General features: G+C 35.6%; 22 protein-coding genes. 6 read left to right on the forward strand and 16 right to left on the reverse strand.

Annotated elements, in window-relative coordinates; all coding sequences use genetic code 11:
• The first annotated feature begins 100 nt into the window (after window positions 1-100).
• Window positions 101-637 (forward strand): peptide-methionine (S)-S-oxide reductase MsrA, encoded by a 537-nt coding sequence (msrA, locus tag H3T43_RS00905; RefSeq protein WP_198211881.1) that lies wholly within the window; start codon window positions 101-103, stop codon window positions 635-637.
• Between the two features lie 134 nt (window positions 638-771).
• Window positions 772-1650 carry a YitT family protein gene (locus H3T43_RS00910; RefSeq protein WP_187160172.1) on the forward strand — a complete coding sequence of 293 codons (879 nt, stop codon included), beginning with the start codon at window positions 772-774 and terminating at the stop codon, window positions 1648-1650.
• A 58-nt stretch (window positions 1651-1708) separates the two neighbouring features.
• Here the strand turns inward: H3T43_RS00910 and msrB are convergent, their stop codons facing one another.
• Entirely contained in the window at window positions 1709-2140 is a 432-nt protein-coding gene (gene msrB / locus H3T43_RS00915; RefSeq protein ID WP_034979756.1) for a peptide-methionine (R)-S-oxide reductase MsrB, read from the reverse strand.
• Between the two features lie 160 nt (window positions 2141-2300).
• Here msrB and H3T43_RS00920 point away from each other — a divergent pair, with 160 nt between their 5' ends.
• Both H3T43_RS00920 and tpx read left to right on the forward strand, forming a co-directional pair.
• Window positions 2301-3485 carry a pyridoxal phosphate-dependent aminotransferase gene (locus H3T43_RS00920; protein WP_198211882.1) on the forward strand — a complete coding sequence of 395 codons (1185 nt, stop codon included), beginning with the start codon at window positions 2301-2303 and terminating at the stop codon, window positions 3483-3485.
• Between the two features lie 90 nt (window positions 3486-3575).
• Window positions 3576-4070 carry a thiol peroxidase gene (tpx, locus tag H3T43_RS00925; RefSeq protein WP_198211883.1) on the forward strand — a complete coding sequence of 165 codons (495 nt, stop codon included), beginning with the start codon at window positions 3576-3578 and terminating at the stop codon, window positions 4068-4070.
• 51 nt (window positions 4071-4121) lie between these two features.
• On the opposite strand, the gene H3T43_RS00930 is transcribed toward tpx, so the two are convergent.
• The 6 genes from H3T43_RS00930 to prmA form a co-directional block, all read right to left on the reverse strand.
• The gene (locus H3T43_RS00930; protein ID WP_198211884.1) at window positions 4122-4622 is read right to left on the reverse strand and encodes an NUDIX hydrolase; all 501 of its coding nucleotides are present in this window, start codon (window positions 4620-4622) and stop codon (window positions 4122-4124) included.
• A 97-nt stretch (window positions 4623-4719) separates the two neighbouring features.
• A complete protein-coding gene (gene aspS / locus H3T43_RS00935; protein WP_198211885.1) occupies window positions 4720-6561 on the reverse strand; it encodes an aspartate--tRNA ligase in 1842 nt (613 codons plus the stop codon).
• A 3-nt stretch (window positions 6562-6564) separates the two neighbouring features.
• A complete protein-coding gene (hisS, locus tag H3T43_RS00940; protein WP_198211886.1) occupies window positions 6565-7851 on the reverse strand; it encodes a histidine--tRNA ligase in 1287 nt (428 codons plus the stop codon).
• Between the two features lie 270 nt (window positions 7852-8121).
• A complete protein-coding gene (dtd, locus tag H3T43_RS00945) occupies window positions 8122-8559 on the reverse strand; it encodes a D-aminoacyl-tRNA deacylase (RefSeq protein ID WP_198211888.1) in 438 nt (145 codons plus the stop codon).
• Entirely contained in the window at window positions 8559-10799 is a 2241-nt protein-coding gene (locus H3T43_RS00950; protein WP_198211890.1) for a bifunctional (p)ppGpp synthetase/guanosine-3',5'-bis(diphosphate) 3'-pyrophosphohydrolase, read from the reverse strand. Before H3T43_RS00950 ends, dtd begins: the two co-directional genes overlap by 1 nt.
• A 418-nt stretch (window positions 10800-11217) precedes the next feature.
• Entirely contained in the window at window positions 11218-12162 is a 945-nt protein-coding gene (prmA, locus tag H3T43_RS00955; protein WP_198211892.1) for a 50S ribosomal protein L11 methyltransferase, read from the reverse strand.
• A 63-nt stretch (window positions 12163-12225) separates the two neighbouring features.
• Between prmA and ybaK the strand changes: the two genes are divergently transcribed.
• Together ybaK and H3T43_RS00965 are read left to right on the forward strand one after the other, a co-directional pair.
• Complete coding sequence (gene ybaK / locus H3T43_RS00960; protein WP_198211894.1) at window positions 12226-12726, forward strand: Cys-tRNA(Pro) deacylase; 501 nt, start codon at window positions 12226-12228, stop codon at window positions 12724-12726.
• Window positions 12727-12858: 132 nt separating this feature from the next.
• Window positions 12859-13803, forward strand: coding sequence for a sugar-binding transcriptional regulator (locus H3T43_RS00965; RefSeq protein ID WP_198211895.1), 945 nt, complete (start codon window positions 12859-12861; stop codon window positions 13801-13803).
• 2 nt (window positions 13804-13805) lie between these two features.
• Here H3T43_RS00965 and citX read toward each other — a convergent pair whose 3' ends face one another.
• The 9 genes from citX to H3T43_RS01010 all read right to left on the reverse strand — a co-directional run bounded on the left by citX (window position 13806) and on the right by H3T43_RS01010 (window position 22171).
• Complete coding sequence (gene citX / locus H3T43_RS00970) at window positions 13806-14354, reverse strand: citrate lyase holo-[acyl-carrier protein] synthase (protein WP_198211896.1); 549 nt, start codon at window positions 14352-14354, stop codon at window positions 13806-13808.
• A gap of 85 nt (window positions 14355-14439) precedes the next feature.
• The gene (gene citF / locus H3T43_RS00975; RefSeq protein WP_305067080.1) at window positions 14440-15978 is read right to left on the reverse strand and encodes a citrate lyase subunit alpha; all 1539 of its coding nucleotides are present in this window, start codon (window positions 15976-15978) and stop codon (window positions 14440-14442) included.
• On the reverse strand, window positions 15968-16882 hold the full coding sequence (locus H3T43_RS00980) for an aldolase/citrate lyase family protein (protein WP_109586341.1): 915 nt from the start codon (window positions 16880-16882) through the stop codon (window positions 15968-15970). Before H3T43_RS00980 ends, citF begins: the two co-directional genes overlap by 11 nt.
• A complete protein-coding gene (citD, locus tag H3T43_RS00985; RefSeq protein ID WP_034979687.1) occupies window positions 16883-17179 on the reverse strand; it encodes a citrate lyase acyl carrier protein in 297 nt (98 codons plus the stop codon).
• On the reverse strand, window positions 17169-18224 hold the full coding sequence (gene citC, locus H3T43_RS00990) for a [citrate (pro-3S)-lyase] ligase (protein ID WP_198211898.1): 1056 nt from the start codon (window positions 18222-18224) through the stop codon (window positions 17169-17171). Before citC ends, citD begins: the two co-directional genes overlap by 11 nt.
• Window positions 18225-18244: 20 nt before the next feature.
• Window positions 18245-19039 (reverse strand): alpha/beta fold hydrolase, encoded by a 795-nt coding sequence (locus H3T43_RS00995; protein ID WP_198211899.1) that lies wholly within the window; start codon window positions 19037-19039, stop codon window positions 18245-18247.
• Window positions 19040-20506, reverse strand: a complete 1467-nt coding sequence (locus H3T43_RS01000) for a DASS family sodium-coupled anion symporter (protein WP_198211901.1) — start codon at window positions 20504-20506, stop codon at window positions 19040-19042. It abuts the gene before it with no gap.
• 5 nt (window positions 20507-20511) lie between these two features.
• Complete coding sequence (locus H3T43_RS01005; RefSeq protein ID WP_198211903.1) at window positions 20512-21222, reverse strand: RraA family protein; 711 nt, start codon at window positions 21220-21222, stop codon at window positions 20512-20514.
• Between the two features lie 19 nt (window positions 21223-21241).
• Complete coding sequence (locus tag H3T43_RS01010; RefSeq protein WP_198211905.1) at window positions 21242-22171, reverse strand: L-lactate dehydrogenase; 930 nt, start codon at window positions 22169-22171, stop codon at window positions 21242-21244.
• Window positions 22172-22251: the final 80 nt, after the last annotated feature.

Raw genomic sequence — 22251 nt, forward strand, 5'->3', positions numbered from 1 at the left:
GTTTAATAATTTTAAGCTCATCAATTGCAGTAAACTACCGGGCAAAATAAAATGGAGAAAAATAGTAATCTGATCTAGCAATAGAAAGCGTGGAGAATTTATGCATGAAAATAAAGAAAAATTAGATACAGCTATTTTCGCCGGTGGTTGCTTTTGGTGCATGGTTAAACCGTTTGACTCTTTACCGGGAATTAAAAAAGTAATTTCAGGTTATACCGGTGGACATGTGCCAAACCCAACCTATGAACAAGTATGCACGGGTGAAACGGGACACACTGAAGCTGTTGAAATCACGTATGATCCAAAAATTATGCCTTATGAAAAATTAATAGAATATTATTGGCAAGTAACTGATCCCACTGATGCATCAGGACAATTTCAAGATCGTGGCGATAATTATCGCCCCGTAATTTTTTATAATTCAGATGCGCAAAAAGAAGCAGCAGAAAAGTCCAGAGCAGATTTGCAAAATAGTGGCAGATTTGATGAGCCAATAGTTACTAAAATTGAACCTGCGAAACCATTTTATCCTGCTGAAGATTATCATCAAGATTTTTACAAAAAAAATCCCCTACGTTATAGTATAGAAGAATCTGGTGGCAGAGAAGATTTCATCAAGAAACATTGGCAAAATTAATCAAAGATAAATTAAAAACCTCTTTAAATTTCACGTAAATGTGTTAGTATACTTAAGAAAAATACTAGTTTTTATATAAAAACTAGTATTTATTATTTTTAATTAGCATTTTTTCAAAAAGGAATAATTGAATAATGGACCAGCTTGACGCATTTAATCGGCGGTATAATCTACTCTCTAAAATTTCTGCCTCTTTTTTCTATTCTTTAGCCGTAGCTGTGGCTTTAAATTTCTTTTGGACGCCAGGACACATGTATTCTTCTGGAATAACTGGTTTTGCCCAATTAATCAATACTATGAGCGAACGTTATTTACCTGTTACTTTATCAACTTCGGCTTTATATTTTGTATTGAACTTACCTTTACTTTTGCTTGCCTGGATAAAAATTGGACATAAATTTACGTTTTTTACAGTCATTACAGTCATACTCGGATCAATTATGATGCGAGTAGTGCAACCAATTAACATGCACATTGATCCACTTGTCTGTGCAATTTTTGGTGGTATGATCAATGGTTTGGGAACAGGCTTTGCACTTAAGAACGGTATATCTACAGGTGGGCTTGACATTATAGGCATAGTCATTCAGAGAAAAACAGGAACCAGTTACGGTAAAATCAGTATCTTAATTAATTTAATAATTATAGCTGCTGCTGGGTTTGCTTTCGGTTGGACGCGGGCATTATATTCTGCCCTGACGATTTTTATCAACGGACGAGTAATTGATGCCGTTTATACTCAACACCAAAAGCTGCAGGTAACCATCGTTACAGAGCAGCCTCACGCTATTATTGATGGCATTCAGGAAAAAATGCACCGTGGCATCACTATTTTTCATGATGTTGAAGGAGCTTATAGTCATAATGAAAAAAAGGTTTTGATAACTGTGATTGATCGCTATGATATGTACGATGTCTTACACATCGTGAAAAAAAGTGACCCTTATGCGTTTATGAGTGTAACAGAAGTAGAACGTGTTTATGGCAGTTTTAAGGAACAAGAAATAGTTTAATAGATATTAAAAAAAGGACATGACTAGGTTTAGCATGTTCTTTTTTACATAATTTTTATTATTTAAAGAGCTTTTTATATTCTCCATACCCTTTTTGCTCTAACTGATCATAAGGTATAAAATCTAAAGCTGACGAATTAATGCAGTATCTAAGTCCTCCTTTATCAGTTGGACCATCATCAAAAACGTGTCCTAAATGAGAGTCACCTTCAGGACTCTTGACCTCTGTTCGTTCCATGTTATGAGATTGATCACGGTGATAAACTAACTTTTTTATAGGTCGTGTAAAACTAGGCCAGCCACACCCTGCATCATATTTGTCTTCACTTGAAAAGAGTGGTTCACCTGATACAATATCAATATAAATTCCTTTTTGATAAAAATCATCGTATTTTCCTTTGAATGGATAATCAGTTGCAGCTTGCTGAGTCACTTGGTACTGATCTGGAGTTAACTGCTTTAGTCTCTTATCTTTCTCATTTTGATCCATATATCACACACTCCTTACTTTGATATATTCAATATAACAAAAATAAACAAGCATGTACTAATTTTAAACTCAGTAAAATAATACTTTTTCTTAATTTTATTTACGTTCAGGCTGGGTTATAATATGGTTTCAAGAAAAATAGGAAGGATCTTATTATGTTATGCCACATTTAGCAAAAAACTTATCTGCAAAAATAAATTCTAGAATTAGAAACTTGCCTAATTCTGAAATCAGATCTTTTAGTCAAAAAATTTCTCAAATTCCTGGAATAATAAAATTAACTATTGGTGAGCCCGATTTAAATACTCCCGAACATATAAAACGAGCGGCAATTAATGATATTAATAGCAATGACTCTCATTATGCTCCAGAAGCTGGAAAGGAAAAATACTTAAGTTCCGTCAGCAAATATTTAAAAAAGAGTTTGGGTGTAAGCTATGATCCTAAAAGTGAAATTTGTGCTATTGTAGGTGTCTCAGAAGGACTGAATATTGCCGCCATGGCTTTGCTAAATCCGGGAGAGAAAATCATTGTTCCTACTCCTGTTTGGGAAGTTTATTTTGGTATTATAAAAATGGCCGGTGGAATACCTATTCAAGTTGATACTTCTGCTGATAATTTTCTTTTAACAGCCAAAAAGCTGACTGAAACGCTTGAAAATGAAGGCAAAGGAGCAAAAGCCGTTGTAATAACTGACCCCTCTAACCCAACAGGTCGAGTATACTCAGAGCAAAACTTAAAAGAGTTAGCAGACGTTATCACTAAATACGATATATTTGCAGTAAGTGATGAAATTTATGCGGAATTAATTTATGGTAAAAAAAAGCATTACTCTCTTACACAGATTATTCCTGAAAGAACTGTTTTGTTATCGGGGCTGTCAAAAAGCGTTGCAATGACTGGTTGGAGAATTGGTTATATCGCTGGCCCTGCTGAGTTAATGAAGTCAATGATCAAAATACATTCATTCATGATTTCTTCTGTAACTGATAATGTTCAAATTGCAGCTTCAGAGGCATTAGAACATGGTGATCAAGACTATATTGAAGCCAGGGAAAAATACCAAAAGCGTTTGTATCTTCTTCAGGATGGTCTAAAGAAGAATGGCTATACCATGGCTACACCAGAAGGAGCTTTTTATATTTTTGCTAAAATACCAAGCAAATTCGGCTGCGATGATGTCGCATTTGCTAAAGATTTGGCTGAAAAAGCAAAAGTTGGGGTAACACCTGGAAGTTATTTTGGTGCTGGAGGTCATGGATACGTTCGCTTTTCATATGCATCATCTGAAGAAAAGCTCAAAGAGGCTATTAAGCGCATTACTGATTACACAAATAATAACTAAAAAAGCTAATTTCTTGGGATATTCAACTCTAGTAGTTTAAAATTTATAGTGTAGTCGTTTATATTTTTAACAAGAGAAAGGGTTAAGATTATGCAAGTAACAATGAAAAGTCAACCTCTGTCAACAAATGGCGAACCACCAAAAGTGAGAGAAGAATTACCAAGTTTCAAGGTAAAGCAGGCAGACGGTTCTATTGTTTCAATGGAAGAATTAGTTGACAAGCCTACTTTAATCAGTGTAGTACCTAATATTAATACCAGCGTCTGCAGTATTTCTACTAAACGTTTTAACGGTGAAGTTGATAAGTTTAACGGTATCAATTTTTATACTATTTCTACCAATACTCCAGAAGAGCAGAAAAACTGGTGTGCAGCTGAAGGTGTTTCAAAGATGAAACTCTTGTCTGATGATTCTTTTGATTTTGGTAAAAACATGGGCTTATTTATTGAAGCTAATAACTTAGATTCCAGAAGCGTTTGGATCGTTGATGCAAATAAAAAAGTTTTGTACCAAGAACTTATTCAGGAATTAACTAACGAGCCCAATTACGATAAGGCTTTAGATTTTTTACAAAGTTTAAAATAATCTAGTTAAAAGCGGTTAAGGAAATGATTTCCTTAACCGCTTTTTTTTACTTTAAAAAACAGGTTTATCAAGTACAATCCACTTATCAAAAGTTTGATCTGCTAAATCAAAATTGTCTGGGTTTAATAAAAATTGCTTGGCTTTAACTACTAAAGGCGAAGAATTTGCAATACTTATCTTTGCTAATGGTATGCTGATTGCTCCTAAAGAGTCTTGACCGGCGAATTGTTTAACTTCTCCTTGAACTTTACCAATAGTTTTCTTTATTTCATAAAAAACGCAAATATGTTGATTAAAATGCCATTGTTCATAATCCCAAGGGTATTTAAACGAAGTAACACCAATTTGTCTGTAATCTTGAACTATTAAGCCTGTTTCTTCATTTACTTCACGCTTAACTGTATGGTTTAATGATTCCCCGTCTTCTAAACTACCTCCTGGTAAGTCGTAGCGATTAATATAAGGACCACCATGTTTTTTAATCACTACCAACATTTTTGAATCGCCAATAATACCATAACAACCAAAAGCTCGATGAAACTTGTCAGTCATATGAATTCCTCCTAATTCAAATCATTTTTTAACAATAAGTGAACAAAATAGCATGAAGAGCATAATTCTTCATGCTATTTTTATTTTTGTCTTCTCTTTAATCCCAACTGGTATTTTGTGCAGCATCTTTTTCGGCTTGTACTTTCAAGTTTGCTTCAATTTTAGCTACATCGTCTTGATACTTATCTTCGACCTCAATACCCAAATCAGTTAATTGTTGTTCAGATACAGGAGCAGGTGCATGCATCATTGGTTCTGAAGCATTGGCATTTTTCGGGAATGCCAATACATCACGGATATTATCTTTTTCAGCAAGCAGCATTGCAAAACGGTCAAGCCCGATGGCAAGTCCAGCATGTGGTGGAAAGCCCATATCCAAAGCTTCAAGAAGGTAGCCAAATTGTTCATAGGCACGTTTTTTGGTAAAGCCGAGTGCCTTAAACATTTTTTCCTGAATTGAACGCTTGTGAATACGTATTGAACCTCCACCCAATTCATCACCGTTCATAACTATATCATAGCTGCGAGCGTGAGCCTTGTGCGGTTCAGTATCCAATAATTTAATACCTTCATCATCGGGCATGGTAAATGGATGGTGCGCTGCAATCCATCTACCGAATCCTTCATCATATTCAAATAATGGCCAATCAACCACCCACACAAAGTTAAATACATGTTTTGGAATAATATTTGTTTCTTTAGCAAATTCACGACGCAAATGGTCAAGCGAGTCGCAGCAAACTTTCCATTTGTCAGCAATAAATACGACTAATTCGCCGCCTTGCAAGTTAAATTCATTGATTAAAGAAGCTTTATTTTTATCAGTTAAGAATCGAGAAATTGGACCAGAGAACTCACCATCTTCAAATTTGACCCAAGCCAAACCTTTTGCATGGTAGCGCTTAATATAGTCCTGCTTTTTCTCAATTTGTTTGCGAGAGTATTTTTGAGCACCATCTTTAACTGCAATCCCTTTAACAAAGCCACCATTGGCAATAGCACCAGAGAAGACTTTAAAAGCACTATCCTTAAAGATTGGACTTAAGTCGTGAATCAACATGCCAAAACGAGTGTCTGGTTTATCTGTTCCGTAATTATTCATTGAATCTGTCCAAGAAATGCGGTCAATTGGAGTTTTCAGATCAATTCCCATTACGTCTTTCATGATTTTCTTGAGCAAGCCTTCAGTGTAGTCTTGTACCTGCTGTTCATCGGTAAAAGAAGTTTCCATATCAATCTGAGTGAATTCAGGTTGCCTGTCACCCCGCAAATCTTCGTCTCTAAAGCATCTAGCTAACTGATAATATTTGTCAAATCCCGCTCCCATCAATAGCTGCTTGAAAAGCTGGGGAGATTGTGGCAGAGCGTAAAAACTGCCAGGATAAATTCTAGATGGTACCAAATAATCACGAGCACCTTCGGGTGAAGATTTTCCTAAAATTGGTGTTTCAATATCAATGAAACCATTTTGATCAAAAAATTCATGTGTTGCTCGTAAAATTTTTGACCGTAAAATGATAGCATTTTGCAAGTTGGGTCTACGCAAATCCAAATAGCGATACTTTAGCCGAGTCTGTTCTGCAACTTCAACATTATCTTTAACTTCAAACGGCGGATTCTTGGCTTTGTTCAGCACATTGATTTCTTTAGCCTCGACTTCGACTTCTCCCGTTTTCATGTCAGGATTAATACTTGAACGCTTAACTACTTTACCTTTAACCTGAATTACATATTCATTTCCTAGTGAATCTGCAATAGCCATTAACTCTTGGCCTGAATCATGATTAACTACAACTTGGACAAGACCTTCTCGATCGCGTAAATCAATAAACACCAGATTACCTAGATTTCGCACACGTTGTACCCAGCCGTACAAATTTACACTCTGATTAATAAATTTTGATGTGATATTACCACAATAGTCAGTTCTTTTTTCCATTTTTTATTCCTTTAATTGTTTCATTACCGCATTCATATCTTCGAGATCGTTGAAATTAAACTTAAATGTTTTAGCATCAGCAAGTCTTTTAACATTTAAAACTTCGGCAGCTAACTCTTTGTCGCCAAGTGTAATGACGTATTTAGCTTTAGCTCTATCCGCTTTTTTAAATTGGGCTTTTAACTTCTTTTGATCAACATCATATTGAACTTTTAAACCTTGCTTACGCAACAAACGAGCAATTTCGACAGTTTTTACTTCGGTTCCTTGACCAATATTGGCAATAAAGAAATCAATACCCTGATCTTTAAAAAGTTCGGGATTTTGTTTTTGTAAAACCAGCATCAAGCGTTCTTCGCCTATACCAAAACCGACTGCGGGTGTTCTTGGTCCGTCAAATTCCTCTACTAAATTATCATAGCGGCCACCACCTACAATTGCAGATGCAGATTCCCAAATACTTTTATCTTCTACCATAAATTCAAAGATTACACCAGTATAATAATCAAGTCCGCGAACTAAATCATTATCAATCACATAATTAATTTTTAATTGGTCCAGTATCTTTAGAATTTGGTCAAAATTTTCTTTTGATTTTTGATCCAAATAATCAACTATTTTAGGTGCTTTAGGCAAAAATTGCTTATCCTGTTCATCTTTGGAATCTAAAATACGCAAAGGGTTCTTTTCTAACCTTCTCTTTGAGTCTTCTGAAAGCTTTTCTCTGACAGGCTTAAAATAATTGACCAGTGCATCATGATAATCTTGACGAACTTGTGCATTACCCAGCGTATTAATATGTAACTCATAATTTTTTACACCGAGTTTGGCTAATAAATCATGAGCTAGGACAATTGTTTCTACGTCAGCTAGTGGATTAGAAGAACCAAAGCTTTCAATTCCTATTTGGTGAAATTCACGTTGACGACCTGCTTGAGGTCTTTCATAACGAAAAGTTGATTCAATATAATAAACATTTAAAGGCTTCACTACTTCTGGTGCATAAAGCTTATTTTCAACGTAAGCACGCACAACTCCAGCTGTCCCTTCAGGTCTTAAGGCAATGTGTCTGCCACCTTTATCATTAAAATCATACATTTCTTTTTCAACTACATCAGAAGTTTCACCACTTGAACGTGAAAAAACATTGTAATTTTCAAAGCTGGGTGTGCGAATTTCGCGATAATTTGCTCGTTTAAAAAAGTCACGTAAAATTTGTTCCACCTTTTCCCATGAACCAGATTCATCTGGCAAAATGTCAACTGTTCCTTTAGGTCTTTGAACTCTCATTTAATCATCCTTTTAATAAAAAAACGTCCTTGAACAAATCAAGGGCGCTCTGATTTAGCACGGTACCACCTTTTACCTGCTGCGAATAACGCTCGCGATGCGATCATTATCTGGTAAAGGGGTCACAGTTAGTTTTTTACCACCCTTCCACTAAAAACAGGTGGTCTCTGAATAAAAATACTAAACTTCAGTCTTTGTCATTGATAATTCTTTTTTAGAATATAGTTTTCCTAGCAAAAAGTCAACCTGTAGTACTACTATGCATGATATTTACAAATCCAATACGATTGTGAAAGGACCATCATTTTGTAAATCAACCTGCATGTCAGCACCAAATTCACCTGTTTCTACAGTTAAACCCAGTTTCTCCAATTCTTCATTAAACTGTTCCCATAACTCTTTTGATTTTGGTGGTCTCATTGCATTGATAAAACTTGGTCGATTGCCTTTTTTGGTATCTGCTAACAATGTAAACTGACTGACACTTAAAATCTGTCCGTCTACGTCTTTAATTGCTAAATTAGTTTTACCATTTTCATCTTCAAAAATACGCATTTTAGCAATTTTAACTGCAGCTTTTTTAACAACGTCAGCTCCATCGCCTTCTTTTAAACCAACTAGCAGTAATAAACCCTTGGAAATTTGTCCTACTGTATTTTCAGCTATTTTTACACTAGCCCTGTTAACTCTTTGAATCACAATCCGCATTAATTATCAGCCCTCCTTGTCTGGTATACGTCTGGTATATCCCTTAACTTAGTCAAAATTCCATCCAATTGAGCTGAATTGTTGACTGCCACTGTAGCATATATATGGGCAATATTATCCTCGTTAACCTTACCAGAAATATTATTAATATTCGGTGTTAACGTATTTAACTTTGTAATAACATCAGTAAGCAGCTTTCCTCGGTTGTAACCAAAAACTTCAATATTGGCATTAAATGCCTGAGCACTGTTCTCTTCAACATTTTCCCACTGAACTTCGATCAGTCTGCCCTTGCTTTCGTCATTATTTACAATGTTGCGACAATCTGTTCTATGAATTGTCACGCCCCGACCTTTAGTAACATAGCCGACAATGTCGTCTCCTGGTACTGGGTTGCAGCACTTGGCCAAATGAAGCATCAGGTCACTTATGCCTTGTATCATGACACCATTTTTGTGCTTGATCTTCATTGCCTTAGAATCTTTTTTACTTGGTGGATTTTCAGAAACAGATTTTTGCCCTGAATTCAGAATTTCTTCTTCAAGTTGCTGTTGCTTTTTCTTTTCATTTTCGTGCCGTATATCCGCAGTTAACCTGTTGACCACACCAATTGCTGAGAGATCACCAAAACCGATTGAAGCATACATTTCATCAGCAGTGTGGTAATTTATTTGCTCTAAAAGAGGCTCGATATGTTCTTTAGACATAAATACTTTGGGTGAAAGTCCTTGCTCACGCAATTTGTCTGCAACCATTTGCTCGCCCTGTTCAATACTGTGGTCACGATCAAGATTTCTAAAGTACCGGCGAATTTTATTGCGTGCACGTGAGGTCTTAACAAGATCCACCCAGTCTCGTGATGGGGTGGCATTAGATTGAGTCATGATTTCAATGACATCACCATTTTTTAACTTATAATCTAATGGTACTAATTTGCCATTGACTTTAGCTCCAACTGCATGGCTACCCACTTGAGTATGGATTTCATAAGCAAAATCTAAGGTAACTGAACCTTTTGGCAGTTCATAAACTTCACCTTTAGGAGTAAAAACATAAACGCGATCAGAGAAGATCTCGCTTTTAACGCTTTTCATGAATTCATCAGCGTCTGAAGTTTCATCTTTTAATTCTAAAATTTCACGGACCATGTCCAATTTTTCATTTGAACTGGTTTGTTCTACGCCTTTAAAATTCCCCCTCTTATATGCCCAGTGAGCAGCCACACCGTATTCAGCAACTTCATGCATTTGTTCGGTTCTGATTTGTATCTCAAGAGGTCTGCCACCAGGGCCAATAATCGTAGTATGAAGTGATTGATAACCGTTAACTTTAGGCACAGCAATATAATCTTTAAAGCGACCTGGCATTGGTTTCCATTTAGTATGAACAGCACCCAAAACCGCATAACAGTCTTTAACTGTTTTAACAATCACACGTACTGCTAACAAGTCATAAATTTCATTAAAATCTTTATGCTTGTTGACCATTTTCTTATAAATAGAATAGATGTGCTTTGGACGACCATATATTTCATACTTGATTCCCAGACTATCCAAGCTCTCTTTAAGTGTCTTGATCGCATCTTGAATATATTTTTCTCTTTGACTACGTTTAAGACTCATTAAATTAACAATGCGGTAATATGCTTTGGGATTTAAATAATGAAAACTCATATCTTCGAGTTCCCATTTAACTGTTCCAATACCCAAACGATCGGCTAAAGGTGCATATATATCCATTGTCTCCGATGCAATTCTGCGTTGCTTATCAGGGCGTAAATGCTCAAGTGTATGCATATTATGCAGTCTGTCTGCCAGCTTGACCATAATCACACGAATATCTTTTGCCATTGCAATCAACATTTTTCTGTGATTTTCAGCTAAAAATTCTTGGTGTGATTTGTATTGGTATTTATTTAACTTAGTGACGCCATCTACTATAAAAGCTACATCTTTACCGAAGTTTTCTTTAATATCGTCATTGGTCACTGGGGTATCTTCTACAGTATCATGTAAGAATCCCGCAGCTACTGTATCAGGGTCAAGACTTAATTGAGCAAGAGTGCCAGCAACTTGGGTAGGATGAACGATGTATGGTTGTCCAGAAGCTCTTTTTTGATCTTTATGAGCATTTTCAGCAAATTTATATGCTTTTTCAACAAATGCAATTTGATCATCATTCATATATTTTTTACAGGTATCTATCACCTGCTCATGTGTCATTTCAATGTACTTTGACATAGAATATCGCCCCTTCTAGCACTAACCATAGATTTGATTATCCATTAAACCAAATATTTCCAAAATCAGGTAAATTAACCCAAATAAAAAATTGTAATTGGCATATTTCAATAAAACAATTAAGCAAAAACAGCCCGGCATAAACAATAGCCAATAGTGCCTTAAACTAAGTGCTTTAATCAATTTGCCAATGTGATAGCTGATTATGCTGTTGAGTACTATAAATAAGAGACCCACACGATAAATAGTCCCTATTGAAAACAGGCTAAATAAAAGTGGCAAAATCATGACTAATATACTCCAGCAAATTACTGGTGTTATCTTATAGCTATTTAACTTTTTAAAAAAAGGAATATTTTTTAGTTTATCAATCAACTTGTCAGTTCCTTACTAATTTAATTATCTATTATAACTCTTTTTAGTTATCTTTTCTTTCAATAATTAGCCCAATCCAACGTCCCTGCTGCATTGACAATATAATATGGAACCCATTTACAGTCAAAGCCTTCTTGATTTTTTCAATCTGGTCACAATCTATCCCAGAAAAAATCACTTTTCCGTTTAAATTTAAATGTTCATTCAATTCTGGAATTAAATCAAGTAAAATTTCAGCTAAAATATTTGCTACAATAATATCATATTTACCCTTAACTTTATTTAATAAATTCGTCTTCTGTAGTTTTATATTATTTAAATTGTTTAAAGATATATTCTCATTAGCAGCAGTTATTGCCTCGTCAGATATATCCGTTGCTAAAACCGATCTCGCTCCTAAAACAGATGAAGCAATTGCTAAAATTCCAGAGCCGGTGCCAACATCACAAACAGTCTCTGACTTGATTAAAGTTTGTTCCAGTCCTAACAATGCTAGTTGAGTGGTCTTGTGTGATCCTGTTCCAAATGCTAGGCCTGGATCAAGCTTAACTACTTTCTGGTCTTTAAATGCAGGCTCATATTCTTCCCATTCAGGTACTATTGCAAGGTGTCTAGAAAAGTCAATTGGATGATAAAATTTTTGCCATACTGTATTCCAGTCTTCATCTTTAATGTAAGAAGCACTCACTTTAGCCTGGCCTATTTTCAAACCATAGCTTTTTAATTCAGACAACTTTTTTTGGTACTTTTTAACTAAATCAGCCTTATCTTGTTCTGTGTCAAAATACGCTAAGAATTGCATATCCTCAGGTAAATCTTTTATTTCGTCTAATTTAACAATAGTTGAATCAGATTCCCAACCTGCTTGTTCAAAGTCCGAGCGCCTTCGTGTTTCAGTGCCCAAACAGTGCAGTACATCATGACTATATATATTTAGTGCATCTTCAACTTCATGACTAGTTTCTATTTTAATAATTAATAATTTCATTATTTTTTTAACTCCCTTTTTATTTTCCCTATTATCAATGCTATCATTAAAAAGGTGATCATAATGTCAAAAAAGAAAAATAAGATTGAAAAAACACTTGTTGAAAAAATATTAGATAGAAATAAAATCTCTTATCGCCAAGCAGAATTTGCTACACATGAAGACTCAGGTGGTGTGGCAAAAATGGATACATCTATTTTAAACGAGAAAGAACACTTGGTCTATAAAACTCTCGTGTGTTTTGGAAATAAGACACCTGCTTTAGTAGCAGTGATTCCAGTAACAGAACATTTAAGTATGAAAAAACTAGCGAAAAATTCAGGTAATAAAAAATGTGAATTGTTGCCTCTGAAAGATTTAGAAAAGACTACCGGTTATGTACATGGTGCCAATACTCCTATTGGGATTTATTTTAAACATCACTTTCCCATTTTTCTTGACAATAGTATGGTTAGTGAAGAAAATGTTGCTGTTTCAAGTGGCAAAATAGGACGTAGTGTATTTCTAAAACCTCAAGATTTGCAAAAAATTACACATGCAAAGTTTTGTGATTTACTTGAATAAAAAAGTCGAATTTAGATTTCGTCTCATTTACTAAAAATTTTTCTCCTTAAAAGTTACTTAAGTTATAGTATTAAAGCTTTTTTTCTAATATAATTAAAACAAATGTAAAGTATAAAGAATAGGAATAAGCAAATGACATTGTTAACAGATGAACAACTTGCGAATATCGCACATGACTATTTTTTGAGCAAGCTGAACATTGCAGAAATCTCGAAAAAGTATAATCTCTCTCGTTATCTTATAGCTAAAGCAATAGAAGAAGCCGAAGATAAGGGAATTGTGAAAATTAGTATTTATCAAAGTCCTAAACGGGCACAAAAACTTGAGCGTGAATTCCAAAGACTCTTTGATTTAAAAGAAATTTATATCTTAGAAGATAAAGAAACCAAAAATCAAGATAATGAAATGATTGTTAACTTTGCAGCTAAACAAATACAGAATTATATTAATTCCGCTCATGTCATTGGTTTAACTTGGGGAACTCTCTTAAGAGACATTATTGATGATTTTTCAGTAGAAACGCGTGATGATTTGACTTTTGTACAGTTGTTAGGTCAAGTGGTTAATGCAAGCAAGCGTAAACTGCCATTGATTCAACATGCTGCCAATAAGTTCAGCGCAAAATGTCTAACTTTTCCTGCCCCTCTTTATGCGATTGATCCAACTTTAGTAAAAAAGGTTCATAAAGAACCATATTATGAATACATAGAAAAATATTTCTCACAACTCGACCTAGTATTTGCAAGTATCGGAACATTCCAGTCGTTAGAATCAGGTCAATTCTTTATGGATCATTATGCTGACAAACTTTTTGCTGGTCTGGAGAAAAATCAATTAGCAGGAATTATTTTTGGCAGGCCTTATGATATTAAAGGACGCTTTTATAGTCCCATTGAACCACATATATCTGGTATCAGCCTCTCTAATATTTTTGCAATTCCTGATCGCTTTGTAATTGTTAGAAATCGCTTTAAAGAAGATGCTCTTTTGGGAGCGTTAAGGACAGGCGTAATTACTCACTTGATCACTACTAGTGGAATAGCAGAAAGAGTTTTACATAAGAATGACACTCTTTAGTTTTAATCAGACTTTATCTCCTGTCTATACAAATTAGTGATATAATTTTGTAATTCCGTGACTGAATGTCTTCTCGAACGAGCACATTCTTTGGCAGGTCTTGAACATAAAAAACATCTGCGAACAGGCATACCCAATTCTTTGCGGGATATAGCCTGTTTTTGCTTATTAATTAAAACATCAGCATCAAAAAGTCGATTTAGTTTTTGATGATCTTCAAATTCAACTGCTTTTTCTTTTACAACTCTATAGTTACTATTAACAAGGTAAAAATTTTCGGGGCCTGTTAATTTTTCCCAATGTTCATAAAGAATAAAAGGCAAATTACTACTTTGAAAAATTTTTTCTAAATCAAAAATACCTTCGGCAAATATTTTTTCTAAATAACAATTGTTTTTAATAGGTCCGGGAATATTCAATTTAACATCCAATAGTGTAATCTTTGGAAACTTTTGCAAAATTTCTTGCTGAAGCTTGACTCGTTCATCTTTATTTTCCAGTACTTCAGCTATACTCTGAGGCTTACCTTCAGCAAAAATTGTTTTTACCATCTGACATCCTCCTCTTTTTATATTATAGCCAAAAAATGTGAGAACAAGTTAAAGCTCATTCTCACACTTTTTTTAAAATAAATAATTAGTCTTTTACTTGCTTAATAGTATCAATAATTGTGCCGTCTCGATACTGAATAAGAGCAACAGTCCGATCAGTATATGCCAGTGGTTTTGGAACTCCAACTTGTTGTTGAGCCATTTTTTGAAGTTCCTTAATATCAACTACATTAAGTTCAGGCACTTTGGCAAAAGCATCTATGAGATCCTTACGACGTGGATTAATTGCAATTCCTCTTTCAGTTACCAAAACATCAATTGAATCACCAGGAGTTACAACTGTTTCAACTGCTGGAACAACAGTCGCATTTCGTCCGCGTACCAATGGAGCAGTAATAATAGTCATTTTGGCTGCAGCTGCATCTTGGTGACCACCAATAGCACCACGGATAACACCATCAGAACCGGTCATTACGTTAACGTTGAAATCTGTATCAATCTGTAAAGCCGAAAGAATAGCAACATCTAAATTATTAACTACTGCCCCTTTATTGTGAGGATCGGCGTACCAAGATGCATCAATCTCTTGTTGATTTTTATTCTTAGCCATTGATGCAGCAGCACCTTTATCAAAATCCTGTACATCCATAATTTTTTTGACCAGGCCTTCCTCAAGTAGGTCGGTTGTGGGCTTGGTAATGCCACCTAGAGCAAACGATGCTGTGATGCCATCTTTTAACATTGATTCTCTTAAATATCTGGTCACAGCAAGAGCAGCTCCGCCAGATCCTGTCTGAAAAGAAAATCCTTGCTTATAATAAGGTGAATTAGTAATTACCTGATTAACGGTTTGCGCAATCTTCAGCTCTTTTGGATCTTTAGTAAAACGAGTCGCTCCTGAACCAATTTTATCCGCGTCACCTATTTGATCAACCTTAACAACGTAATCGACCTGAGTTTGTTTAATAGAAGCAGGAGTATTTGGATAATCAACAATGTTGTCTGTCAATAAAACTACTTTATCCGCATATTGAGAGTCAATCAATGCGTAACCTAAAGAACCGAATACAGCATCTCCTTCTTGACCATTAGCATTTCCTGCAGGATCAGAATTGGGAACACCTAAAAAAGCAACATCAATTTTGATTTCTCCTTCTTCAATTGAACGAGCCCGATTGCCGTGAGAACGGAAAATTACCGGATTCTTAAGTCCACCGTGGGAAACAAAATCCCCTAAGCTGCCTCTCATTCCAGAAGAAGTAATATTGGTAATGACACCATTTTTAATTGCCTCAATTACTTTGTCATTCATAACACCAGTCAAAGAAGAAGGAGCTAAAGTCAGGTTTTGATAACCCATTTTAATGATTAAATCCATTACTTTGTTAAAAGCAAAATCGCCATTTCTAAAGTGATGGTGAAACGAGATAGTCATACCGTCTTTTAGCGTCTTTTTGATAACTTCTTCTAAAGAATCGACCACTTTTGATTCACCGGTGGTAACTTGTACTTTGGGTGCAACTCTCTTTACTTCAGGATTGCCAACTACAACAGACTTAAATGGTTTAAGATTCATATCAGTCATCAAATCATCCGGCAAATTGCGCTTTACTTTATTCTCCAATGTAATTACCCTCCTCATCAATTAAATTCGAAGCTTTTGCTGTTTCAATAACACGATCAGCTTTTTCAACTACAGGTTTGTCAACCATCTTACCGTTCATCGAAATTACTCCAGAACCTTTTGCTTTTGCTTCCTGAATTGCATTTTGCACAGCAAGTGCATTTTCAATTTCGTCTTTAGTAGGATTGAATACTTTATTAACCATTGGAATTTGCCGTGGATTGACCAAAGACTTACCATCATACCCAAGTTCATAAATATATTTTGTCTCGCGGTAAAATCCCTCGGTGTCGTTCATATTTGAAAAAACTGTATCGAAGGCATAAACATCTGCAGCTCTAGCAGCTTGTAAAACCATATTACGAGCAAATTCAAGTTCACGTCCGTCAGGATACCGGTGAGTGTGCATATCAGCAGTATAATCTTCGCCAGAAACTGCCAAACCCATCATTAATGGTGTGGCCGTTGCAATTTCAGGTGCATTAAGAACACCTTTAGCACTTTCAATCGCAGCCATTACGCCAATAGAACCTTTTTCAACGCCATATTCTTCTTCTGCCTTTTCCATATCAGCTACTAATTTTTTAATCATTGCAGCTGATTCAGTTTTTGGCAGACGAATAACATCGACTCCTGCTCGAACCATTGCCTTTACATCTTCGTCATAAAAAGGCGTATCTTGACCATTAATTCTGACAACTACTTCTGCACCACCAAAATCAACGGTTTTAATGGCATTAAATACTAACATTCTTGCTGCATCTTTTTCAGTTAGAGATACTGCATCTTCCAAATCCAACATAATAGAGTCGGCACCATAGATACCGGCATCCTTAACCATAGCTGGATTATTTCCCGGTACAAACATCATAGTTCGACGCAAACGATTTTTTACGTAAGTCATTTATTGTAGTACCTCCAATCTTGGTTTATCTGTGGTTTCGGTTGCTCTTTGAGCTGCAGCCAATGTACGTGCAGCAATTACGCAGTCAAGAGCGCCTTTATCAGTTGCTTTAACCTTTGCATTTTCAATTCCGAATTTTTTAAGTACATCTGTTATTACTTTTTTGATCTGATCCCCGTAAGATTTGGCTACTTCGGATTCCAAATCAATTTCAACGCCATTTTGACCAGCTGATACCATTATTTGAATATCTGAAGATTCTAAAGTTCCTGCCACTCCAACAGTCTTAATTTCCATTGATGTTCATTCCTTTCTCTATTCTTTCTTGTAAAATTTGATAGTTTTTATTAATAAAATCAAAAGTAGTTGGTGGAACTAAATTTGAAATGTCTTTTAAATTATCACTTTTGATCAATTGACGAACACGAGTAGCTGTAATTATTTGATTGCTATTGCAAAAACGCTTAACAATTGCAACGTCAATTTTGGGACCAAGTGTGTTTTTTAAGCTTTGATTATAGAAATTAGTTGTTCTTGAAAATGGTTCAGTACCCAAATAACGCTTTTTTATTGCCAATTTCGGTGCAATAGTATTTTTAAAAATTAATGCATCAATTTCTGTTTGCGTATCGATCAGTTCATCAGGTGATTTTAAAAAGTATGCTGGAAAAGTTGATTGAGAAACTAAATAGTTTCCACCACTAACTACTAATACATTTTTGTACTCAGATGTGCCTTGTTTTACCAGCTCCATTCTTTCGCTCGTCTTAAATAATGAAGCATCTGTAGCAACAACAAATACATATACCAGATCATTTTCGCTACTAGCAAGTTTTACCAGCCCTTGATGACCTAAAGTAAATGGATTAGCGTTCATGACAATTGCTGCAACTTTTTTATGACTTTGGTCTTTTATTCTGGGAATTTTTGCCAAAAAATCCTGAATATTAGGCGTGCCACTCTCTAAAAAAGCTGCTTCATCAGTATGAGCTAGTTCCTTAAATCCTAAGTGAGAAAAACTGGCAGAATATTTTGCCTTAGTAAAAACAAACGAATGATAAATATTTTGGCTAAAAAGGTATTCTTGTAAAGCTGAAACTATTTGATTAAATCTTGCTCCTTGAACAGATTCATCATTTGAAACTGCGATATATTTGAGAACATTTCCAGCAATGCTACCCGTTCCTACTAATTGACCATCTTCATCAATTAGGCCAACTGTATGATCAATCACAGCAACTTCACGAGAACTAAAATTATTAATTCCTTGACTAACCAGGAAATTTTGCCACCTTTGTTTTGTTTTTGGTAACCTTAAAAAAAGTTCTACGGTCTTATCCATTTTTCCATTCTCACTTTGAGTTAAATATTTTTTAAGAAGTTCATAACTTCTTTATGCATGCTCAGAGGCTGCTCAGCCTGAATTAAGTGTCCACAATCTTTAATAACTTTTGCGCTAATTATTACATTTAACCTTTCCATAGCAAAGGCGAAGTGATAATCAAAAAAGGGGGATTTCTGCCCTGCTAAAACGAGCATTGGGATTTTTAAATCAATTAAAACATCTCGCCAATCCTGCTCAGCATGATCTATACGACAAAGATAATTCTCTTCAGCATTATACGGATATTTTTGGGCTTCTATTTTGGCCTCTTTAAACATCTCATCATTGATATGAGCATAAATGCCATTGCCAAGATCTGCCTTTAGATAATCCGGATAATTCTGCCAAGTTAAATCTTTAAAACCGTACTCCCAAGAGCTATCTCGAATCATCTTGGGAGGTTGATCCAAATCAATAATTGCATGTAGCCTGTCATAGCCAAGTAATGAAACATAAGCCCAAATATTTGCTGCACCCATTGAATTTCCAATAGCAATAATATTTTTCAAGTTTAACTTGGTAATCAGTTCCGCTAAATCAGCCGCATGACGACTGATACGCTGTCCCTTAAATGTTCTTTGTGAATGTCCTTGATTACGCGGATCTATTACAATAAAACGATAGTCAGTTGCAAAAAGTTTAGCAACTTCTTCCCATAATATTGCGGTGCTCCCTATACCGGGAATTGCCAATACAGGTTGTTTGCCTTTTTCAGTATCATAATATGCTATTCGTATACCATCATTAGTGATAAAACTCTTCTCATTAAGCATTTACCAGATTCCGATAACTTTCATCCATAAAGTTCCAATTACTCCAAAAATCAGCAAATAGATAATTCCCAAAATAAAGTTGTATTTCCACCATTCACCTTGTTTAATGTAACCTGTAGTAGCTAAAATTGAAGCTGGGCCGTTGGCATAGTGAGTAGTTGAAGCGTTGAAAGCTCCTGTAAATGCAAGCAGCATTGCAGAAAGTCCCAAAGGAGCACCAGTAGCTACTGCCACTGACAAGAATGGTAAATATAAGGCAGTCATATGAGCGGTTCCACTAGCAAAGAAGTAGTGGGTATAAAACATTAATATTACCAAAACCGCTAATACTACTTGCCAGTTGATGCCGTGAAGACTTGTTTGAATAGTCTTTGAGAACCAGTCAATAAAGCCAAATGAAATAAGTTTACTTGCCATAAAAACTAAAATTGACAGCCAAATTAGAATATTCCAGGCTCCAGTTTGGTTTAAAGCATCTTTCATAGTTAAAACACCAGTTAGCAACAACAAGCCAACTGCTAGAAAGGCAACAAAAGTTGAATCTAATTGTGGAATATCAAAAACGCCAGATAAAACCCATAAGATTATGGCAAGCAAAAATACCATTGACATAATCTTTTCAGGTTTTGTAACTGGTCCCATCTCCTTGAGATGATCAGTGGCCCATTTTTCAGCATTAGGAGTTTCTTTTATCTCAGGTGGGAAAATTTTATAAATCACAAGTGGAATGACAATAGTTGCAACAAGAACAGGAACTACTGCGGCTGAAAACCAACTAATCCATGTCATGTTATAATTTTTCTGCTCTGCCATTTGTGAAGCAACCATATTTGGTGCCGCGCCGGTAATAAAGAGGGCAGTTGAAAGAATATTGGCATGAAAAGCCATAAAACTGAGATAGGCACCAATTTTCTTTCTGGAAGGGTCATTAGGGTAAGAATCATAATCTTTAGATATTGATTCGGTTACGGGCCAAACGACTCCTCCAGTTCTGGCACTGTTTGATGGAATCAAAGCTCCTAAAATTAATTCCAATCCAGTAATGGCATAGCCGATACCAATGGATTTCTTGCCGAAACGTTTAATCATCCAATAAGCTATACGGTTGCCCAGTCCAGTTTTACTAATACCATATGCCATGATGAAAGCCATAGCAATTAGCCAAGAAGCTGAATTGCTAAAGGCACTGAGAATTCCAGTTGTTACTTTGCCTGTTTTAGGATCTGCAATGTCCTTGATTGGGGCTAAACCAACTAAAACCGTTACTATAAGTCCGATTAAAGTGGTGCCGCCTATTGGCAAAGGTTTAGTGATACATCCAACAATAGTTGCTACGAAAATAGCAAACATTTCCCAGGCTGGAGCGGATAAACCTGCAGGACGCAAAGGCGTGATGCACCAAAGTATAATACCAACAGCCAGGGGTAAGATAAATCCCTTGTAATTAACTTTTTCAAGTGTTTTCATTTTAATTACCTGTAATTTTCCGGGCGATAAAAATCGTCAATAATTTCATAATTTTTATTCTTCAGTTCTTCATCAAGCCAATTTATATTTCCTGTGCCATCATGAAAACTTGCCGCTTTGGCATCATCTTTTTTGTGAAAATCCTGGACGGCTGGAAGCAATTCACTTGCTTCTTCTAAAGCAATTTTTATAACACCATCGGCATCACCTAAAATTACGTCACCAGGATTAACACTCACGTTCCCACAAGAAATTGGAACATTTATTTCTCCTGGGCCCTCTTTATATGGTCCATCAGGTGTTGTGCTAACCGCATAAATGGGCAAGTCCCAATCACGCAAACTATCTATGTCACGTATTGGCCCGTCAACTACGACTCCAGCAACATGTCTTTGGTCGCGAAGCCAGGTCATCATCACTTCGCCAATAACGGCCCTGGTATTGTCATTCTCATTGTCAATGACAACGATATCGCCTTCATGACAATATTTTAAAGCTGCATAAATGGTCAGATTATCACCTGGACGATTATGAACTGTAAAAGCTGGTCCACACATTTCCTCATGAGGTTTGGACATAAGCTTAATTCTCGGTGCCATTGCACCTGTTCTATTCATACAATCAGCCACGTTTGACGATGGCAATTTTTTGTATGCATCTATTACCTCTTTTTGCGGAAGGTTTCTTTTTAAAAAAATTCTTTTTCCAACCTGCATTCGTCATGCCTTCTTTTGGTTAATCTAAAGTAATATTATCTAGTACTTCCCGCATTTTTGAAGCTGAGTTCAACATCTTAGCTTTTTCAGTTTCAGAAAGCTTAGTCTCAAGCACCTGACTGATTCCGGCACCATTTATTACAGTAGGAGTTCCTAAATAAAGCTCACTTTTAATTCCATATTCACCGTTAATTGGTGCTGATAAAGGCAAAGCGATTGACCGATTAGTTAATATTGCGGTAACAATTTGAGTTAACATCATCGCAATGCCATAAAATGTAGCACCTTTATTTTCAATTATTTTTCCCCCTTTTTTACGAATACCTGATTCTACTTGATCGAGCACAGTGTTGTCAATACCATCAAAATCTTTAAGAGGCCTGCCACTAACTGTTGATTCATCAAAGTTTTCGAAAGAAGTATCACCATGCTCACCTAAGACCATAGAATTAACTTCAGCAACAGGAACATGTAATCTACGTGCTAAATCTACCTTTAAACGTGCTGAATCAAGGGAAGTACCTGTCCCAATAACCTTATTTTTAGGGAAGCCAGATAATTTTTGGGTCAGCGTTGTTAAAATATCAACTGGATTAGCAGAAACAAGGAAAATGCCATTAAAGCCTGATTCAACTACTGGTTGAATTATGCTTTTTAAGATATTAACGTTTTTGTTAACTAGATCCAAACGACTTTCTCCCGGCTTGCGCGGAACACCAGCGGTGATCACAACAACATCAGCGTCTTTTGCATCAGAGTATTCTCCAGAATGAATAGAACATTCTCCTGTAAAAGGCAATATATCTTCTAAATCCATTGAATCACCTAGTGGACGTTTTTTTACCACATCACAAATAACCAGCTCGTCAACTCTAGTATGTTGCAATAAATCGTTGGCAAAAGTTGAGCCTACTGCTCCATCGCCAACTAATAAAACCTTTTTATTCATAACGTCATTCCTTTCAATTTTTAAAAATGTAATCCTTTACATTTATAATTATAAAATTACTTTTTAGTTTTTTCAATATT

Source organism: Lactobacillus sp. M0396 (assembly GCF_016101625.1).
Taxonomy (GTDB): Bacteria; Bacillota; Bacilli; order Lactobacillales; family Lactobacillaceae; genus Lactobacillus; species Lactobacillus huangpiensis.

Excerpts from the sequence above, each read along its gene's own strand:
- msrA (WP_198211881.1), top strand. The coding sequence starts at position 101 with ATGCATGAAAATAAAGAAAAATTAGATACAGCTATTTTCGCCGGTGGT.
- H3T43_RS00910 (WP_187160172.1), top strand. The coding sequence starts at position 772 with ATGGACCAGCTTGACGCATTTAATCGGCGGTATAATCTACTCTCTAAA.
- msrB (WP_034979756.1), bottom strand. The coding sequence starts at position 2,140 with ATGGATCAAAATGAGAAAGATAAGAGACTAAAGCAGTTAACTCCAGAT.
- H3T43_RS00920 (WP_198211882.1), top strand. The coding sequence starts at position 2,301 with ATGCCACATTTAGCAAAAAACTTATCTGCAAAAATAAATTCTAGAATT.
- tpx (WP_198211883.1), top strand. The coding sequence starts at position 3,576 with ATGCAAGTAACAATGAAAAGTCAACCTCTGTCAACAAATGGCGAACCA.
- H3T43_RS00930 (WP_198211884.1), bottom strand. The coding sequence starts at position 4,622 with ATGACTGACAAGTTTCATCGAGCTTTTGGTTGTTATGGTATTATTGGC.
- aspS (WP_198211885.1), bottom strand. The coding sequence starts at position 6,561 with ATGGAAAAAAGAACTGACTATTGTGGTAATATCACATCAAAATTTATT.
- hisS (WP_198211886.1), bottom strand. The coding sequence starts at position 7,851 with ATGAGAGTTCAAAGACCTAAAGGAACAGTTGACATTTTGCCAGATGAA.
- dtd (WP_198211888.1), bottom strand. The coding sequence starts at position 8,559 with ATGCGGATTGTGATTCAAAGAGTTAACAGGGCTAGTGTAAAAATAGCT.
- H3T43_RS00950 (WP_198211890.1), bottom strand. The coding sequence starts at position 10,799 with ATGTCAAAGTACATTGAAATGACACATGAGCAGGTGATAGATACCTGT.
- prmA (WP_198211892.1), bottom strand. The coding sequence starts at position 12,162 with ATGAAATTATTAATTATTAAAATAGAAACTAGTCATGAAGTTGAAGAT.
- ybaK (WP_198211894.1), top strand. The coding sequence starts at position 12,226 with ATGTCAAAAAAGAAAAATAAGATTGAAAAAACACTTGTTGAAAAAATA.
- H3T43_RS00965 (WP_198211895.1), top strand. The coding sequence starts at position 12,859 with ATGACATTGTTAACAGATGAACAACTTGCGAATATCGCACATGACTAT.
- citX (WP_198211896.1), bottom strand. The coding sequence starts at position 14,354 with ATGGTAAAAACAATTTTTGCTGAAGGTAAGCCTCAGAGTATAGCTGAA.
- H3T43_RS00980 (WP_109586341.1), bottom strand. The coding sequence starts at position 16,882 with ATGACTTACGTAAAAAATCGTTTGCGTCGAACTATGATGTTTGTACCG.
- citD (WP_034979687.1), bottom strand. The coding sequence starts at position 17,179 with ATGGAAATTAAGACTGTTGGAGTGGCAGGAACTTTAGAATCTTCAGAT.
- citC (WP_198211898.1), bottom strand. The coding sequence starts at position 18,224 with ATGGATAAGACCGTAGAACTTTTTTTAAGGTTACCAAAAACAAAACAA.
- H3T43_RS00995 (WP_198211899.1), bottom strand. The coding sequence starts at position 19,039 with ATGCTTAATGAGAAGAGTTTTATCACTAATGATGGTATACGAATAGCA.
- H3T43_RS01000 (WP_198211901.1), bottom strand. The coding sequence starts at position 20,506 with ATGAAAACACTTGAAAAAGTTAATTACAAGGGATTTATCTTACCCCTG.
- H3T43_RS01005 (WP_198211903.1), bottom strand. The coding sequence starts at position 21,222 with ATGCAGGTTGGAAAAAGAATTTTTTTAAAAAGAAACCTTCCGCAAAAA.
- H3T43_RS01010 (WP_198211905.1), bottom strand. The coding sequence starts at position 22,171 with ATGAATAAAAAGGTTTTATTAGTTGGCGATGGAGCAGTAGGCTCAACT.